The following is a 15,696-nucleotide window of genomic DNA, read 5'->3' on the forward strand; positions in this document are numbered from 1 at the left end:
CGTTCCCACCCGCATGTCGCCGCCCTTGGATGTGAACGAGCCTGTCAACGGTGCGTGACAGGCTCGGTTCGGCGTGATGTCGGCGGTGTTACGTCACACCTCGGCGTAGCTGAGCTGCGGCTTCGTCTCCGTGGCGGCCCGGGTGACGGGAGCCGGCGGGGCCGGACGGCGAAGGTATACGGCCCAGGTGACCAGGAAGCAGAGGCCGTAGAAGACCAGGAAGGCGACGAAGGCGCCGGTGCCGGAGCCCACGGTGAGGAAGGACTGCCGGAAGGCCAGGTTGATCCCGAGCCCGCCGAGCGCACCCACCGCCCCGATGAGCCCCATGGACGCCCCGGACAGCCGCCGTCCGTAGGCCGCGGCCTCCTCCCCTTCGAGCCCCATGGCGAGGGCCTTGTTCCGGAAGATGCCGGGGATCATCTTGTACGTCGACCCGTTGCCGAGCCCGCTCAGGACGAAGAGCACGATGAACGCGGCCGTGAACAGCGGCAGCGACTCCCGCATGCTCGCCACGACGACCACGGCGGTGGCGGCGGCCATGCCGACGTAGTTCCACAGCGTGATCCTGGCGCCGCCGTACCGGTCGGCGAGCGCGCCGCCCACCGGCCGGATCAGCGAGCCGAGCAGCGGGCCGACGAAGGTCACGTACGCGGCCTGCAGCGGCGTACGGCCGAACTGGGTCTGGAGCACCAGTCCGAAGGCGAAGCTGTAGCCGATGAACGAGCCGAAGGTGCCGATGTAGAGGAAGGACATGATCCAGGTGTGTCCGGCCCGCACGGCCTCCTTGGCGGCGCCGGAGTCGTTGCGCAGCGAGGCGATGTTGTCCATGGACAGCGCGGCGAGCACGGCGGCGACCACGATCAGCGGGATGTAGATCCCGAGCAGCAGCCGCGGCCCTCCGCTCGCGCCGATCACGGCCAGCCCGGCGAGCTGCACCACCGGCACACCGATGTTGCCCCCGCCGGCGTTCAGGCCGAGCGCCCAGCCCTTCTTCCGCAGCGGGAAGAAGGCGTTGATGTTGGTCATCGAGGAGGCGAAGTTGCCGCCGCCGACGCCGGCGAGCATCGCGCAGAGCAGGAAGGTGGTGTACGAGGTCCCCGGCTCCATGACGAGGAAGGCGGCGACGGTGGGCACGAGGAGGAGACCGGCCGAGACGATCGTCCAGTTCCGGCCGCCGAAGACGGCGACGGCGAAGGTGTAGGGGACCCGGACGACGGCGCCGACCAGCGTGGCCATCGAGACCAGGACGAACTTGTCCGCCGGGGTCAGGCCGTACTCCGGGCCCATGAACAGCACCATCACCGACCACAGGGTCCAGACGGAGAACCCGATGTGCTCGCAGAGCACGGAGAAGAGCAGGTTCCGGCGGGCGATCCGTTCGCCGGTCTCCCGCCAGAAGGTCTCGTCCTCGGGATCCCAGTCCTCGATCCAGCGGCCTGCTCCGCCGCGAGGTGCGGGGGCTGTACTCGGGGGTGTCATGACGCCTCCACGGTGCTCCGGGGCTCGGTGGTGCCGCGCTGAGTGGCTGAGTCCCGAAGGTAGGGAGGACGCGTTTCCGGTCTGTGGCGGTGGGTGACCGGAAGAAAACTTTGCTCTCACCCCGGGCGGGGGTGGGATGAGAGGTCGTGGCGGATCAGCCCTGCGGGGGCTGCCCCTGAGGGTCCTGCCGGGGGTGGGCCGGCGGCTGCTGGGGGGCGTGGGTGCCGCCGTCCGGCATCGCGCCGTAGGGCCCGTTCGCGTACGGGTGGCCCGGCATCGGCGTGCCCGGCGGCAGGTACCGCAGTCGGCCGGTGTCGTCGGTGAACGGGGTGAAGCCGGCGGCCTCGAGGCGGGCGGCGTACCTGGTGTTGCGGCGACGGCCCACGGCGAGGCCGCCGGCGAGGAGCACCATGCAGGAGGCCCACATGATCCCGGCGATCGTGAAGGCGCTGTCGCCGCCGAGGTTCGCCCCGACGACCAGGCTGCCGACGGTGACCGCGAGCGCCGCGTACGCCAGCCGCTGCCGCTCGGAGTGCCGGCCGGTGAGGTCGAAGTTGATGCGGGCCTTGAGCAGTTCGAGGGCGTCGGGGACGGCGGGCGGCAGCGAGATGCCGTCGGCGGCGTTCGGGTACTGCGCCCGGTTCTGCGCGGCACGCGCGCGGGCGACGGGGCTGGGGTCGGGCATGAGCAGCATCACCAGCGCGCCGTTGCGCGACCCGGCCTGGCGGACGTCGACGTACTCGTACCCGAACTGCTGGGCGACGAAGGCGAGTCGGGCGAGTCTCTGCACGGACGCCAGAGGACTGCTGAGCTCCACCGGCCCGCCGCCCGCCATCAGCCGCAGCACGTTCTGCACCTGTCGCCTACTCACCGAAAGTCCCCCGATCACCCGGTTCACCTGCGCGACGCGGCTGGCAGTCTGCCACAGCGGCGCGCGCCCTTCGAGCGGCCGGCGCCTCAGTCCGCGCCGGTGGGCCGGTCCACCGCCGGCAGCCACGCCCCGTCCGGCACCCGCAGCCACCCCTCCTCCCGGCCTGCCTCGTCCGCCGCCCGCCACAGCGCCTCCAGCGCCGGATGCGCCAGCCCCGTGCGCCACACCAGGGACACCGGCGACAAGGGGACGGGATCCACCAGGGGCCGTCGCACCGTCCCCGGCATGGCCGGGAAGTCCACCACGGCGAGCACCGGGCACCGCGTCCTCGCCATCACCCGCTGGAACTCCTCGTCCCCCACCGCCGGCGGCAGCGGCGCCGCGACCTCGATCCCCCGCCCCTCGAACAGCCGCCGCGCCAGGTCCGTCCACTCGGGCGTCCGCGGATTGCCGGCCCCGGCGTACACGCTCTCCCCCGCCAGCGCCGCGAGCGGGATGCGGGGCAGCGCCGCCAGCCGGTGGTCCTCCGGCAGCACCACCGCCATCGGCTCGTACCGCACGATCCGGTGCTCCAACTGCCTGCGCAGCGCCGGGTCCAGTCCCGCGAACCGTCCGAACGACACGTCGATCCGCCCCGCGAGCAGCTCCCCCGCGGCTCCGGTCAGCCCGCTCTCGTAGCGGGCCAGCAGCTCGTGCTCCGGCGCGAGTTCGCGGGCCCGGTGCAGCACCCGGCGCGGGGTGCCGAGACCGGGCGAGTTCAGGTCGACGAGCAGGGGTCGGGCCTGCCCGAAGGCCGTGAACAACGCCTCCTGGGCCGCGAGCACCCGGCGGGCGTGGGGCACCAGCCGCTCCCCGTCCGCCGTCAGCGTCACCTGCCGGGTCGTCCGGACGAACAGCTCGGCGCCGAGCTCCCGCTCCAGCCGCCGCACATCGCGGCTCAGCGCCTGCTGCGCGACGTACAGCCGGGCCGCGGCGCGGGTGAAGTGCAGTTCCTCGGCGACCGTGACGAAGGCGCGCAGGAGGCGGGGGTCGAGATGGGCGGATGCGGACATGGCGGGAACTTACAACAGGAGCGCGTGAATCGGGGCGGAGAAAGTGTTGGACGCCTTGATCGTCCCCGGGCGACGGTGGCCCCATGCCGCAACCGACGCCGGCCCGCGAACCGGGCCCCTACCGCCGCCTGTTCGCCCACCCCGGCACCCGCGCCTTCACGCTGGGCAACCTCGTCGCCCGGCTGCCGATGGGGATGTTCACCGTGAGCGCGGTCGTGATGATCGCCTCGTCCCGCGGCTCGTACGCCCTCGCCGGCGCCGTCACCGCGACCGGCCTCACCGCCACCGCGCTGGTCGGCCCCTGGGTCGCCCGCCTCGTCGACCGCCACGGCCAGGCCCGCGTCGCCGTCCTCGCCACCCTCACGGCGGCCCTGGGCAGCCTGGCCCTGCTGCTGTGTCTGCACCACGACGCGCCGGACTGGACCCTCTTCGCCGCCTACGCCGCCACCGCCACCACTCCCAACATCGGCGGCATGTCCCGTGCCCGGTGGGCGCACCTCCTGCGGGGCGACCCGGAGGCCCTGCACACCGCCAACTCCTTCGAGCAGGCCGCCGACGAGCTGTGCTTCATGCTGGGCCCGGTGCTCGCGGCCGTTCTCTGCGGGACGTTCTTCCCCGAGGCGGGCACGCTGACCGCGGGCGTCCTGCTGGTCGCCGGCATGCTCCTGTTCACCGCCCAGCGCGCCACGGAGCCGCCGGTGGCACCGCGCACCAAGGCCCCTTCGCCGCTGCGCTCCCCCGGGATGCCCGCGCTGCTCGCGGCCTTCCTGGCCACGGGCGCGGTGTTCGGCGCGACGGAGGTCGTGACGCTCGCGTTCGCGGACGAACAGGGCCGGCGCACGGCGGGGGGCGTCCTGCTCGGCCTCCAGGCGGCGGGCTCCGGCGCGGCCGGACTGCTCTTCGGCACGCTGCGGCTCAAGGGCGCGGCCGACCGCCGTCTGTCCTGGTGCACGGCGGCGATGGCGGCCCTGCTGACCCTCCCCCTGCTGGCGGCCACGGTCACCTCCTCCCTTCTCGTCCTCGCCCCCGCGCTGCTCGTCGCCGGGATGGCGACCGCCCCGACGATGGTCACCGGTATGGCCCTCGTCCAGCAGCGCACCCCCGTCGACCGCCTCAACGAGGGCATGACCCTCGCCGTGACCGCGCTGCTCGGGGGTGTCGCGGGCGGCAGCGCACTCGGCGGCTGGACGGTGGAGCGCATGTCGGCGGCCACCGGTTTCGGCATACCGGTGGCCGCCGCCGCCCTCGCCCTCGTCATCACCCTCCTGTCCCGCGCGGCGCGCGGCTCAGGACGGGCGCGCGGGGTGTCTCAGCCCAGTCCCCAGGCGAGCCCCAGCCGGTAGGCGGCGCACAGGTTCACGTCGAGCATGTACGCCCCCGCCGTCCCGCACTGCGCAGAGCCGCTGCCGGGGTCGACGGGCTGCCCGTGTCCCATCCCGGTGAGCCCGTACGTCTCGACGACCGCGCGGCCACCCGCGTCCCGGAAGACCTGGTGGGGGTACCCGGCGACGGAGTCGGACACGTCGGCCGCCTGGTCGGCGCCGTGCACGTCCGTCCACTGCTCGACCAGGTCGCTCATGTTGACGGGCCGGACCGTGTAGTCGGCGGTGCCGTGCAGCACGGTGAGCACCGGCCGCGGCCCGGTGTACCCGGGCCGCGCGGCCCGTACCCGGTCGCCCCACTGCTTCGGGGTCTGCGTGGCACCGACGTACATGCACACGTAGGGCGATCCGGCCGCCTGCGCGCATCCGTAGGGCAGCCCGGCGACGACGCCGCCCGCGGCGAACTTCTCCGGGTAGGCCGCCATCAGCACGGACGTCATGGCACCGCCCGCGGACAGCCCGGTGACGTACACCCGCCCCGGGTCGCCCGACACGTCGGCGAGTTGCCGGTCCAGCATCTGGGCGAGGGACGCGGCCTCGCCCTGGCCGCGCGCGATGTCGCCGGTCTCGAACCAGTTGAAGCAGGACGAGAGGTTGTTGGCGCTCGGCTGCTGCGGCAGCACGACGGAGAAGCCCCAGCGGTCGGCGAGCTGCATCCAGCCGCTGCCGGTGCCGTAGCCGGCGGCGTTCTGCGTGCAGCCGTGCAGGGCGACGACGACGGGGCGCCCGGAGGGCAGCCCGTCGGGCACGTAGCGGTACATCTTCAGCGCCCCGGGATTGCTCCCGAACGCGGTGACCTCCTGGAGCGAGGCGGCCACCGCCCGGCCGGGCGTGAGGACGGCGGCGATCAGGGCGACCAGCAGGGTCACCAGGACGGCGATACGAGGCTGTGCGGCTCTGGTCTGTGTCATGGGGAGGGACCGTAGAACCGTGAACCACCCCTCGATATGGAGCCGGACCCCATAAAAACGACGAGAGCCCGGTGGTCGAAGACCACCGGGCTCTCGTCGCATGGAGATTGTGGAGATGGCGGGAATCGAACCCGCGTCCAACGGTGTGGAATCAGGGCTTCTCCGTGTGCAGTCCGCTGCGCTTTTCTCGGCCCCGGAGATCACGCGGACAAGTCTCCGACGGGCTCAGTCACTGTTTGGTTTCCCTCTTCACCCCGTGACCGGGATCAAGGTTTAGTCCCCTAGCTGATGCCAGGATCCGGGTCGGGAACAGCCCCGGGCTGACACTTCGCGAGTCGCTACTTAGGCAGCGAGGGCGAAGGAATCGCGCTTGGTATTGGCGATTATTTTTTTCGGCCTGTGGTTTACGAGATCATGGCCGCTTCCTCGACACGCTTCCCCTGCTTCGACAGCCGCTGTCGAAACCGATCATCCCCATGTTGTTTTTTCAAACGCCGCACCCGCTGTGGGGTGCAGATGCCATCGTACGGGATCACCCTCGGCCGATGCCACCGTATTCCCGGCGGTCACGCCCCCGCCGTACCCGGTTCAACGCGGCCGGGCGCCGGGGCATTCCCCGCTCAGGCCCGCTGCCGGCGCCGCACCGCCGACATGGCGCGGTCGGTCTCACGGCGGTCCTGCTTCTCCCGCAGGGTCTGCCGCTTGTCGAACTCCTTCTTGCCCCGGGCGAGCGCGATCTCCACCTTGGCCCGGCCGTCCTTGAAGTACAGGGCGAGCGGCACGATGGTGTGACCCGTCTCTCCCGACTTGGACTCCAGCTTGTCGATCTCCTCGCGGTGCAGGAGCAGCTTGCGCTTGCGCCGGGCGCTGTGGTTGGTCCAGGTGCCCTGGCTGTACTCCGGCACGTGCACGTTGTGCAGCCACGCCTCGTGGTCGTCCAGCTGGACGAACCCGTCGACCAGCGAGGCCCGGCCCTGACGCAGTGACTTCACCTCGGTGCCCGTGAGGACCAGACCGGCCTCGTAGGTGTCCAGGATGTGGTAGTCGTACCGCGCCTTCTTGTTCTGCGCGATCAGCTTGCGCCCTTTTTCCTTAGCCATAGTGCCGCCCATTTTCGCACTACGAAGGGGGTGCGAGGGAAGCCGATTAACGAGGCGGGGTGCTACCGGCCGAGTCCGGCGAGGACGGTCTGCGCCCGTTGGAGCGCGCGTTCGCCCGCCTCCAGGTCGGGGGTGATGCCGCGGCCGTCGACGCCACGGCCCGACGGGGTGCGGTAGTGGCCGACGGTCAGCTCGGCGACGGAGCCGTCGGGCAGGCGGCTCGGCATCTGGACCGAACCCTTGCCGAAGGTGCGCGAGCCCACCACGACCGCACGGCCGCGGTCCTGGAGCGCGCCGGTGAGCAGCTCGGCCGCGCTCATCGTGCCGCCGTCGACGAGCGCGACCACGGGGCGGGTCGAGTCGCCCCCGGGCTCGGCATGCAGGGCGAGCTGCTCGCCGTCGACGTCGTAGGTGGCGACCAGGCCGCCGTCGAGGAAGGCGGAGGCGGCGGTGACGGCCTCGGTGACCAGGCCACCGCTGTTGGCGCGCAGGTCGAGGACGACTCCGGAGGCGGCCGGTGCCTGCCGTACGGCCTCGCGGACCACCTCGCCGGAGCCCTTGGTGAAGGCGGCGATCCTGATCACGGTGGCCCCGTCGGCGAGCGTGCGCACGGTCACGGAGTCGGTGGACAGCCGGGCCCGGCGCAGCGTCCGGGTCCACGCGCGGGTGCCGCGCTCCACCCCGAGGCGGACGGTCGTACCGGCGTCCGCGTCGGTGGCGTCGCCGCGCAGCAGGGAGACCACCTCGGTGACCGGACGCCCGTCGACCTTCCGCCCGTCGACGCTGCGCAGCCGGTCCCCGGCGCGGATACCGGCCTCGGCGGCGGGTGAGCCCGTGGCCACCTCCGTCACCTCGATACGTCCGCCCCGCTCACGGCGGGCGGACAGCCCGACGCCGGTGTACTCGCCGTCCAGGGCCTCCTGGAACTCCTCGTACTCGCCCCGGGAGTAGACGGCGTCCCAGCGGTTGCCGCTGCGGCTCACGGCGCGTTCGGCGGCCTCGATGGGGGACTTGCCCTCTGCCATGGCCTGGGCGGCGGCGCGCGCCACCTCCTGCTGGCTGCCGACGGGGGCGGAGGGCGTCGTACCGGACGGGGTGCCGTGCTCGTCCCCGGGCAGCGAGCCGGTCGCGGCGCCGGCGACGAGCACGCTGGCGAACACCAATGTCAGGGCGGCCCCGCGGCCGAAGCGGCGGGGCTGACAGAACAGGTCACGACCTGACATGCCGGTGAGTCTAGGACAACGCGAAGGGCCGTACGGTCGGTTGACCGTACGGCCCTCTTGGCATGTGTCACACCTTCAGGTACTTGCGCAACGCGAAGAAAGCCGCCAACGCGGGCATCAGAAGGCTTGCCGCGAGGATGAGCGGCAGCTTCGTGAGGACGGCGTCCCAGCCGATGAAGTTGATCAGGTTCAGCTTCTCGGACAGGGCCAGGCCGTTGTCGATGATGAAGTACCGCCCGAGCACCAGGAAGCCGCACGCCAGGGTGCCGCCGATCAGTCCCGCGACCGCGGCCTCCATGATGAACGGCGCCTGGATGTAGAAGCCGGAGGCGCCGACCAGCCGCATGATGCCGGTCTCACGCCGCCGGCTGAACGCCGAGACCCGCACGGTGTTGACGATCAGCATCAGCGCCACCACCAGCATCAGGGCCATCACCGCGCGAGCGGCCCAGTTCATGCCGTTCAGCAGCTCGAAGAGGTTGTCGAGGAGGCCCTTCTGGTCCTGCACCGACTGCACGCCGTCCCGTCCGTTGAAGGCGGTCGCGATGACCTGGTACTTCTCCGGGTCCTTCAGCTTGATGCGGAACGACTCCTGCATCTGGTCCGGCGTGAGGGAGCTGGCCAGCGGGGAGTCGCCGAACTGCTCCTTGTAGTGCTTGTACGCCTGGTCCTGCGACTCGGCCGTCACGTTGTCGACGACCGTCATCTTCTTGAGGTCGGTGAGGATCTGCTCCTTCTGCTCCTCGGTGACGGCGCCCTTGGCGCAGTTGGGGTCGGACTCGGCGTCGCTCTTGTTGCAGAGGAAGATCGAGACGTTGACCTTGTCGTACCAGTAGCCCTTCATGGTGTTCACCTGGTCGCTCATCAGCAGCGAACCGCCGAAGAGGGCCAGGGACAGGGCGACCGAGACGATGACCGCGAAGGTCATCGTCAGATTGCGGCGGAGACCTACACCGATCTCCGACAGAACGAACTGGGCGCGCATGGCGTCTGCTTCAAGCCTTTCCGTGGATCTCGCTGCTGTCTCAGTGCTGGTAGCCGTAGACGCCGCGGGCCTGGTCGCGGACGAGGCGGCCCTTCTCCAGCTCGATGACGCGCTTGCGCATCTGGTCCACGATGTTCTGGTCGTGCGTGGCCATCACCACGGTCGTGCCCGTCCGGTTGATCCGGTCGAGCAGCTTCATGATGCCGACGGAGGTCTGGGGGTCGAGGTTGCCGGTGGGCTCGTCGGCGATCAGCAGCTTGGGCCGGTTGACGAAGGCCCGCGCGATGGCGACGCGCTGCTGCTCACCACCGGACAGCTCGCCCGGCATCCGGTCCTCCTTGCCGCCGAGCCCGACCAGTTCGAGCACCTGCGGCACGGACTTGCGGATCTCGCCGCGCGACTTGCCGATGACCTCCTGCGCGAACGCGACGTTCTCGCCGACGGTCTTGTTCGGCAGCAGCCGGAAGTCCTGGAAGACCGTCCCCAACTGGCGCCGCATCTGCGGCACCTTCCAGTTGGAGAGGCGCGCGAGGTCCTTGCCCAGGACGTGCACCTGACCGTGGCTGCACCGCTCCTCGCGGAGGATCAGCCGCAGGAAGGTGGACTTTCCGGAGCCTGAGGACCCCACAAGGAAGATGAACTCACCCTTTTCCACCTCGAGGGAGACATCCCTGAGGGCGGGGCGGGTCTGCTTGGGGTAGACCTTGGACACGTTGTCGAATCGGATCACGGATGCACCACGGGTCGCCGGGGGTAGATGTGCGTGACCATACGCGACGCGGGTGCGCAAGCGCAGGCACAGGTGGCGGTTGTGCAATACTTGTGCACTTTTGTCCACCACAACGTTTCTGAGAGCGCCCGCGCCCTTTCCGGAGGAACCTGGCACAGTGGAGGGGAACGTTTACGTTCCCCCGGACGTTCTAAGCACGAACCGGTACCGGTGCAAGGAGGCGAGCACATGACGTACGACCGACTGGTGTGCGCGAACTGTGCCGCGCCCGTGAACGAGGGCCGCTGCCCCGTGTGCCGGGCCAACCGCGAGCGGCTGCAGCAGCAGAACCCCCTCGCGGCTCTCAACCCCATGACCCTGATCGCCCTGCTGGTGATGCTGATCGCGGCGGTCGCGCTGCTCGCGCACCAGACCGCGTAGGACACGGCGGGAGATACGCCGAAGGGCCCGGAGCGGTTGCTCCGGGCCCTTCGGCGATCACGCTCGGCGACCGTCAGGCAGCGGCCCCGCCGCGGCCGCTCACCAGGCGCGGCAGCACCCGGAAGCCGACGCCGCCGGCGATCATCGTCGCGGCGCCGATCAGCAGGAACGTGGTCTGCGCGGCACCCGTCTCGGCGAGCTCGTCGCCCCCGCCCTGGGCCGAGGTGTCGGCCGCGGGGAGCTCGGAGCCGGTGTCCGTCAGGGACGAGGAACCCTCGTCCTGCGGGGAGGTGCCACCGTCGGGGTCGGTGTTGTCGCCGCCGCCGTTGCCGGGGGCAGTGGTCTCGTCGTCCGAGGGGTCCTCGGTGGGCTCCTCGGGGTCGGTGGGCTCCTCCGGCTCGGTGGGCTCCTCGGTCGGGTCGGTCGGCTCACCCGTCGGAACGGTCGGCTCACCCGTCGGAACCGTCGGCTCACCGGTCGGGACGGTGGGCTCGCCCGTCGGGATCGTCGGCTCACCGGTCGGGATGGTCGGGTCCGGGTCCGGGCTCGGCGAGCGCTCGTCGCACAGGATGCCGACGAAGCAGTCCTCGGCCTCGGTGGCGGAAGCGGCACCCGCGGCGGTCAGCGAGGCACCGGCCGCGATCACGGCGCCGGCGGCGATCCGCGCGACACGGACGCGCGTCTTGTTGGTCATCTGGTTGCTACCCCCAGTAGCTCATCGTCAGTGAGGCGGCGCTCGGGGCCGTGATCGACGGGAGTAGCTGATGCGATGAAACCCCCCGGTTCACATGCGCCCCGGAGATACGCATGCCACGCTTCACCCTTCCGATTTTTCACAGCAACGTCAAGGCCGTTGCGTACGCGATGTCCAGGTACGTTCTCTTTGCCATGCGGTGAAGCGTGTGAGTGTGATGTAAAACCCAGACATCCAGGCATGGAAAAGGCAACTGCCGCCGAAAGGGCGGCAGTTGCCTTGTCGACAAAACGCTTCTCTTACTTCTCCTGCTGCTTGCGCCAGCGAATTCCGGCCTCCAGGAAGCCGTCGATCTCGCCGTTGAACACGGCCTCCGGGTTGCCGACTTCGTGCTCGGTGCGCAGGTCCTTGACCATCTGGTACGGGTGCAGGACGTACGAACGCATCTGGTTGCCCCAGGAGTTGCCGCCGTCGCCCTTGAGGGCGTCCATCTTGGCCTGCTCCTCCTGCCGGCGCCGCTCCAGCAGCTTGGCCTGGAGGACGTTCATGGCGGTGGCCTTGTTCTGGATCTGCGAGCGCTCGTTCTGGCAGGAGACCACGATGCCGGTGGGGAGGTGCGTGAGGCGCACCGCCGAGTCGGTGGTGTTGACGCCCTGGCCGCCGGGTCCGGAGGACCGGTAGACGTCCACGCGCAGCTCGGTCTCGTCGATCTCGATGTGGTCGGTCTGCTCGACCACGGGCAGCACCTCGACCCCGGCGAAGGAGGTCTGGCGGCGCCCCTGGTTGTCGAACGGCGAGATGCGCACCAGGCGGTGCGTGCCCTGCTCGACGGAGAGGGTGCCGTAGGCGTAGGGCACCTGCACCGCGAAGGTGGTGGACTTGATGCCCGCCTCCTCCGCGTAGGAGGTCTCGTAGATCTCGGTCTTGTAGCCGTGCTGCTCGGCCCAGCGCAGGTACATCCGCTGGAGACGCTCGGCGAAGTCGGCGGCGTCGACGCCACCGGCCTCGGCGCGGATGTTCACGAGCGCTTCCCGGGAGTCGTACTCACCGCTGAGAAGCGTCCGCACCTCCATCTCGTCGAGGGCCTTGCGGACGGCGGCGAGCTCGGACTCCGCCTCGGAGCGGGTGTCCGGGTCGTCCTCCTCCTCGGCCATCTCGAACAGCACCGCGAGATCGTCGATCCGCCCGCGCAGTGCCTCCGCCTTCCTGACCTCGGCCTGGAGGTGGGAGAGCTTGCTGGTGATCTTCTGCGCCTCGTCCGGGTTGTCCCAGAGGGACGGCGCGGCCGCCTGCTCCTCGAGCACGGCGATGTCTGCCCTCATCCTGTCGAGGTCCAGGACGGCCTCGATCGACTCCATGGTCGAGGAGAGGGACTTGAGCTCTTCGGATACATCGACGACTGCCACGCTCCCAGCGTAACGGCTGTGGCAACCGACCTCGGCCGCGCTGGGCCCCGGGCCGGTGTGGGCGGGGTGCGCCGCCTTGACCGACCGGGACGGACCGGGTCGCCGCCTGCCCGGGCCCGGCGGTGCGGGCCCGGGGTGGTCACGGTGACTCGGGGGCCGTGCTCCGCGTGTCCTGCGGGGACGCCGCCCCGTCGTCCGACGTGATCAGCCAGGCGCCGGTGCCCGCGGCGGCGGCCACGGCGACGGCGGCCGCCGCCAGGACCAGTCGGCGGCGCCTGGTGGTGGAGCGGTGGCGGGCCGAGCCGGGGCGGGGGGCGCCCGCGGCACGGGGGGCCCGCGCGGTGCCTCGCGCGCCACCGGCCAGCTCGTCCGGCGCCGGCACCCTCATCGACGTATGGGTGTCGCGGTTGGAGTCGGGCTTCGCGCCGGGGACCAGCGGGACCGCGCCGCGACGTTCCCGCACCGGCGTCCGGGGCTCTCCGGCCGGCGCCGGCTCGGCGGGCTCCTCCGGCTCGGTGTCCGGCTCGTCCACGTCGAGCGGCGGCATCCCGCGCAGTATCGGGAGCTGCTCGCGCAGACGGGCGGCCAGCTCGGACGCCCGCAGCCGCGACGCGGGCGCCTTCGCCAGGCACTGCACCAGCAGCTGCCACAGCTCCTCCGGGATGCCGGGCAGGGGGACGACCGTCTCCGTGACGTGTCGGCGCAGCACGGCGCCGGGGTGGCCGCCGCCGAAGGGGGTGAAGCCGGCGAGCAGCTCGTAGAGCACGGTCGCCAGCGCGTAGATGTCCACGGAGGCCCGGGGCGGGAGGCCCTCCACGATCTCCGGCGCCAGGTAGTCCGGCGTGCCGATGATCTTCGTGGCGCGGGTCCGGCGCGGGGAGTCGATCAGCTTGGCGACGCCGAAGTCCGTCAGCAGCGCACGGTGCGAGCCGCCCGGTCCGAGCGGGCCCTGCATGTCCAGCAGGACGTTCTCCGGTTTGACGTCCCGGTGCACCACCCCGGCCGCGTGCGCCGCCGCCAGCCCCTCCGCGACGTCCGCCGCGATGGCGACCGCCGCCTCGGGCGCCAGTCGCCGCTCCCGGTCCAGCCGGGTGCGCAGGTCCGTGCCGCGGACCAGGTCCATGACGAGCGCGAGATCGTTGCCGTCCACCACCAGATCGCGGACGGAGACGACGTTCGGGTGCTCCAGACCGAGCAGGGCCGTCCGCTCCTGGACGAATCGCCCCACGAGCTCCTGGTCGGAGGCGAGATCCTCACGCAGCAGCTTGATGGCGACGGGCCCCTCGGGTCCCTCGCCCAGCCACACCGTGCCGGCGCTGCCCCGCCCCAGGATCTGGTTGGCGGTGTACCGGCTACCGATCTTCCGTGCCAAGACTGCTCCTACAGACGCGTGTTGTCGCTAAAACTACGCGTCCGAGGAGCCAACCTTCACCGCGGAGGCGGAAATCACCCGCCAGGTGTCGACAAATCAACCGACTCGCTACGACGTGGAGGTGCCGGAGCCCCCGGAACCCCCGGAGCCGCCCAGATCCCCGATCCATCCGGTGACCGTGTTGAACCAGTCCGCGAGCTGGTCCCAGTAGCCCTTTCCGGTGCCGATCCACTCCTGGAGCGGGCTCAGCTCCCAGATCAGCCAGCCGGCCACGAACAGGATGACGATCGTGAACAGGCACCCCTTCAGACAGCCGAGGCCCGGGATCCGCATCGGGTTGGCGCTGCGCTGCCGCGGCTGCCGCGGCTCGCGCGCCGGCCGCTGGGGCTCGGGCGTGGGCGGCGGGGCGTACCGCTGGGGCTCCTGGCGGCGCTGCGGGGCGTACTGCTGCGGCTGCTGTTGCTGCTGCTGCGGGTAGCCGTAACCGGGCGGCGGTCCCTGCGGGGGGCGCTGCTGGCGCTGCGGGGGCCGCTGCTGCTGCTGCGGCTGCTGCTGCTGAGGACGGGCCACCTGCCGCTGGGGGCGGCGGCGCAGCGGGTCCTCGTTCGGGTCGAGGTACTGGACCTGCGTCTGCTCGTTGCGGTCACGCGCGGCACGCAGCTGGGTCTGCCACGGGTGCGGCTGCTCGGGCTGCTGTCCCTGCGGCAGCACCTGGGTCGGGTCGGCGCCGGCGGGACCGGTGTTCGGCAGCACGGCGGTGGGGTCGGCGGCGCCGGCCGGTCCCCCCGCGTGCGGCAGCACACTGGTCGCCGCGTTCGGGTCGTAGCCGGGCGCCCCGTGCGGCAGCACCTGCGTCGGGTCGGACGCGCCGGGCGTCCCGGGGACCGTCGCGGGGTCGGGGTCGGGGGCGAGGAGCACGGCGACGCTCTCGGCCGCGGCGATCTGCGCGGAGTTGGCGTGCACGCCGACACCCTCGGCGACGACCCGCAGGCCGCGCGCGAGGCCCTCGGCGCTCGGCCGCTCGGCGGGGTTCTTGCGCAGGCAGCGCTCTATGACCGTCCACAGCGGTTCGGGCACGGTGGAGGGACGGCGCGGCTCGGCACTCAGGTGCTGGTGCAGGACCTCGAGCGCGGAGCCGCCGGAGAACGGTGGGCGGCCGGTGACCAGCTCGTAGAGCAGGATGCCGGCGCCGTAGATGTCGACGGCGGAGGTCTGCGGGCGGCCTTCGGCGGACTCGGGCGCGACGTACGCGGGCGTGCCCACGAACTCGTGGGTGCGGGTCAGGCCGGGCGAGTCCGCGAGGCGCGCGATGCCGAAGTCGGTCAGCATCGGGTGCACCTGACCGCCGCCCTGCATGAGCAGCACGTTCGCCGGCTTGAGGTCGCGATGCACCACGCCGTCGGCGTGGCTGGCGGCCAGCGCGTCGGCGATCTGCGCCGTGAGCAGCGCGGCGGCGACGGGCGTGAAGGGCCCGTTCTCGCGCAGGTAGCGGTGCAGGTCGGGACCGTCGACGAGGTCCATGACCAGGGCCAGCAGATCGCCCTCGACGACCAGGTCGCGGACCCGGACGATGTTCGGATGGGTCAGGCGGAGCAGCACGGAGCGCTCACGCAGGAACCGCATCACGATGTCCGGGTCGCTCGCGAGCTCCTCCTTGAGGACCTTGATCGCGACGGTCTCACCGGGCTGCCCGGGCACGGCCGCCTCGGCCCCGGCCGTCTCCCGCTGGCGGGCTCGCCAGACGGTGCCTGTGGCGCCGCGTCCCAGCGGCTCCTCAAGGAGGTACTTGCTCCCTACCGGCCGCACGTCATGGCTCCCTGCTGCTTGCTTGCATGGTCGGCCCCACTGTAGTGCCGTGGTGGGCGGGGGCGGGCGGTCGTCGGCCGTGCTTCCCGCGTACTCGTTCCCGCCGACGTTCGAAGGAAAGACGCTCGCCTCTGTCCCGCGGTTGCCGGGAGACGGACGTGACTGATCTCAACTGATCGCCGGTGCCCTCCTGGGCAGGCACTTTTACGGGCAGAGCCGACCATTCAAGATCACTTGTTCCCGAGCGGCGGGCGCGTTGTCGGTG

14 protein-coding genes and 1 other RNA gene are annotated in these 15,696 nt (G+C 71.4%); 2 read left to right on the top strand and 13 right to left on the bottom strand.

Features of this window, described 5'->3' with window-relative positions; translation table 11 throughout:
- Nucleotides 1-93: 93 nt before the first annotated feature.
- The 3 genes from ACZ7LV_RS31095 to ACZ7LV_RS31105 all read right to left on the bottom strand — a co-directional run bounded on the left by ACZ7LV_RS31095 (nt 94) and on the right by ACZ7LV_RS31105 (nt 3,402).
- Entirely contained in the window at nt 94-1,479 is a 1,386-nt protein-coding gene (locus ACZ7LV_RS31095) for a nitrate/nitrite transporter (RefSeq protein WP_471944205.1), read from the bottom strand.
- Between the two features lie 154 nt (nt 1,480-1,633).
- Entirely contained in the window at nt 1,634-2,350 is a 717-nt protein-coding gene (locus ACZ7LV_RS31100; protein ID WP_471944207.1) for a hypothetical protein, read from the bottom strand.
- Nucleotides 2,351-2,436: 86 nt separating this feature from the next.
- Nucleotides 2,437-3,402, bottom strand: coding sequence for a LysR family transcriptional regulator (locus tag ACZ7LV_RS31105; RefSeq protein ID WP_471944209.1), 966 nt, complete (start codon nt 3,400-3,402; stop codon nt 2,437-2,439).
- Between the two features lie 83 nt (nt 3,403-3,485).
- On the opposite strand from ACZ7LV_RS31105, the gene ACZ7LV_RS31110 reads away from it, so the two are divergent.
- Nucleotides 3,486-4,745 carry an MFS transporter gene (locus tag ACZ7LV_RS31110; RefSeq protein ID WP_471944211.1) on the top strand — a complete coding sequence of 420 codons (1,260 nt, stop codon included), beginning with the start codon at nt 3,486-3,488 and terminating at the stop codon, nt 4,743-4,745.
- Here ACZ7LV_RS31110 and ACZ7LV_RS31115 read toward each other — a convergent pair.
- From ACZ7LV_RS31115 to ftsE, 6 genes are all read right to left on the bottom strand, one after another.
- Nucleotides 4,712-5,695, bottom strand: coding sequence for an extracellular catalytic domain type 1 short-chain-length polyhydroxyalkanoate depolymerase (locus ACZ7LV_RS31115; RefSeq protein ID WP_471944213.1), 984 nt, complete (start codon nt 5,693-5,695; stop codon nt 4,712-4,714). The two genes, ACZ7LV_RS31110 and ACZ7LV_RS31115, sit on opposite strands and share 34 nt — an antisense overlap.
- A 107-nt stretch (nt 5,696-5,802) precedes the next feature.
- Nucleotides 5,803-6,171: a transfer-messenger RNA gene (gene ssrA / locus ACZ7LV_RS31120) on the bottom strand.
- Between the two features lie 144 nt (nt 6,172-6,315).
- A complete protein-coding gene (smpB, locus tag ACZ7LV_RS31125) occupies nt 6,316-6,795 on the bottom strand; it encodes an SsrA-binding protein SmpB (RefSeq protein ID WP_471944215.1) in 480 nt (159 codons plus the stop codon).
- A 62-nt stretch (nt 6,796-6,857) separates the two neighbouring features.
- Nucleotides 6,858-8,018, bottom strand: coding sequence for a S41 family peptidase (locus tag ACZ7LV_RS31130; protein WP_471944217.1), 1,161 nt, complete (start codon nt 8,016-8,018; stop codon nt 6,858-6,860).
- Between the two features lie 67 nt (nt 8,019-8,085).
- Nucleotides 8,086-9,003, bottom strand: coding sequence for a permease-like cell division protein FtsX (gene ftsX, locus ACZ7LV_RS31135; RefSeq protein WP_401681131.1), 918 nt, complete (start codon nt 9,001-9,003; stop codon nt 8,086-8,088).
- A gap of 40 nt (nt 9,004-9,043) precedes the next feature.
- Entirely contained in the window at nt 9,044-9,733 is a 690-nt protein-coding gene (gene ftsE, locus ACZ7LV_RS31140; protein ID WP_365454009.1) for a cell division ATP-binding protein FtsE, read from the bottom strand.
- A 228-nt stretch (nt 9,734-9,961) separates the two neighbouring features.
- Between ftsE and ACZ7LV_RS31145 the strand changes: the two genes are divergently transcribed.
- Nucleotides 9,962-10,153: a hypothetical protein gene (locus tag ACZ7LV_RS31145; protein ID WP_401681134.1), complete on the top strand. Its 192-nt coding sequence runs from the start codon at nt 9,962-9,964 to the stop codon at nt 10,151-10,153.
- Nucleotides 10,154-10,226: 73 nt separating this feature from the next.
- On the opposite strand, the gene ACZ7LV_RS31150 is transcribed toward ACZ7LV_RS31145, so the two are convergent.
- The 4 genes from ACZ7LV_RS31150 to ACZ7LV_RS31165 all read right to left on the bottom strand — a co-directional run bounded on the left by ACZ7LV_RS31150 (nt 10,227) and on the right by ACZ7LV_RS31165 (nt 15,431).
- On the bottom strand, nt 10,227-10,847 hold the full coding sequence (locus tag ACZ7LV_RS31150; protein WP_471944219.1) for an LPXTG cell wall anchor domain-containing protein: 621 nt from the start codon (nt 10,845-10,847) through the stop codon (nt 10,227-10,229).
- 299 nt (nt 10,848-11,146) lie between these two features.
- Nucleotides 11,147-12,253: a peptide chain release factor 2 gene (gene prfB / locus ACZ7LV_RS31155; RefSeq protein ID WP_401681140.1), complete on the bottom strand. Its 1,107-nt coding sequence runs from the start codon at nt 12,251-12,253 to the stop codon at nt 11,147-11,149.
- Between the two features lie 139 nt (nt 12,254-12,392).
- Complete coding sequence (locus tag ACZ7LV_RS31160; RefSeq protein WP_471944221.1) at nt 12,393-13,625, bottom strand: serine/threonine-protein kinase; 1,233 nt, start codon at nt 13,623-13,625, stop codon at nt 12,393-12,395.
- Between the two features lie 108 nt (nt 13,626-13,733).
- Complete coding sequence (locus tag ACZ7LV_RS31165; protein ID WP_471944223.1) at nt 13,734-15,431, bottom strand: serine/threonine-protein kinase; 1,698 nt, start codon at nt 15,429-15,431, stop codon at nt 13,734-13,736.
- Nucleotides 15,432-15,696: the final 265 nt, after the last annotated feature.

It is taken from the genome of Streptomyces sp. NPDC107562 (assembly GCF_055657325.1).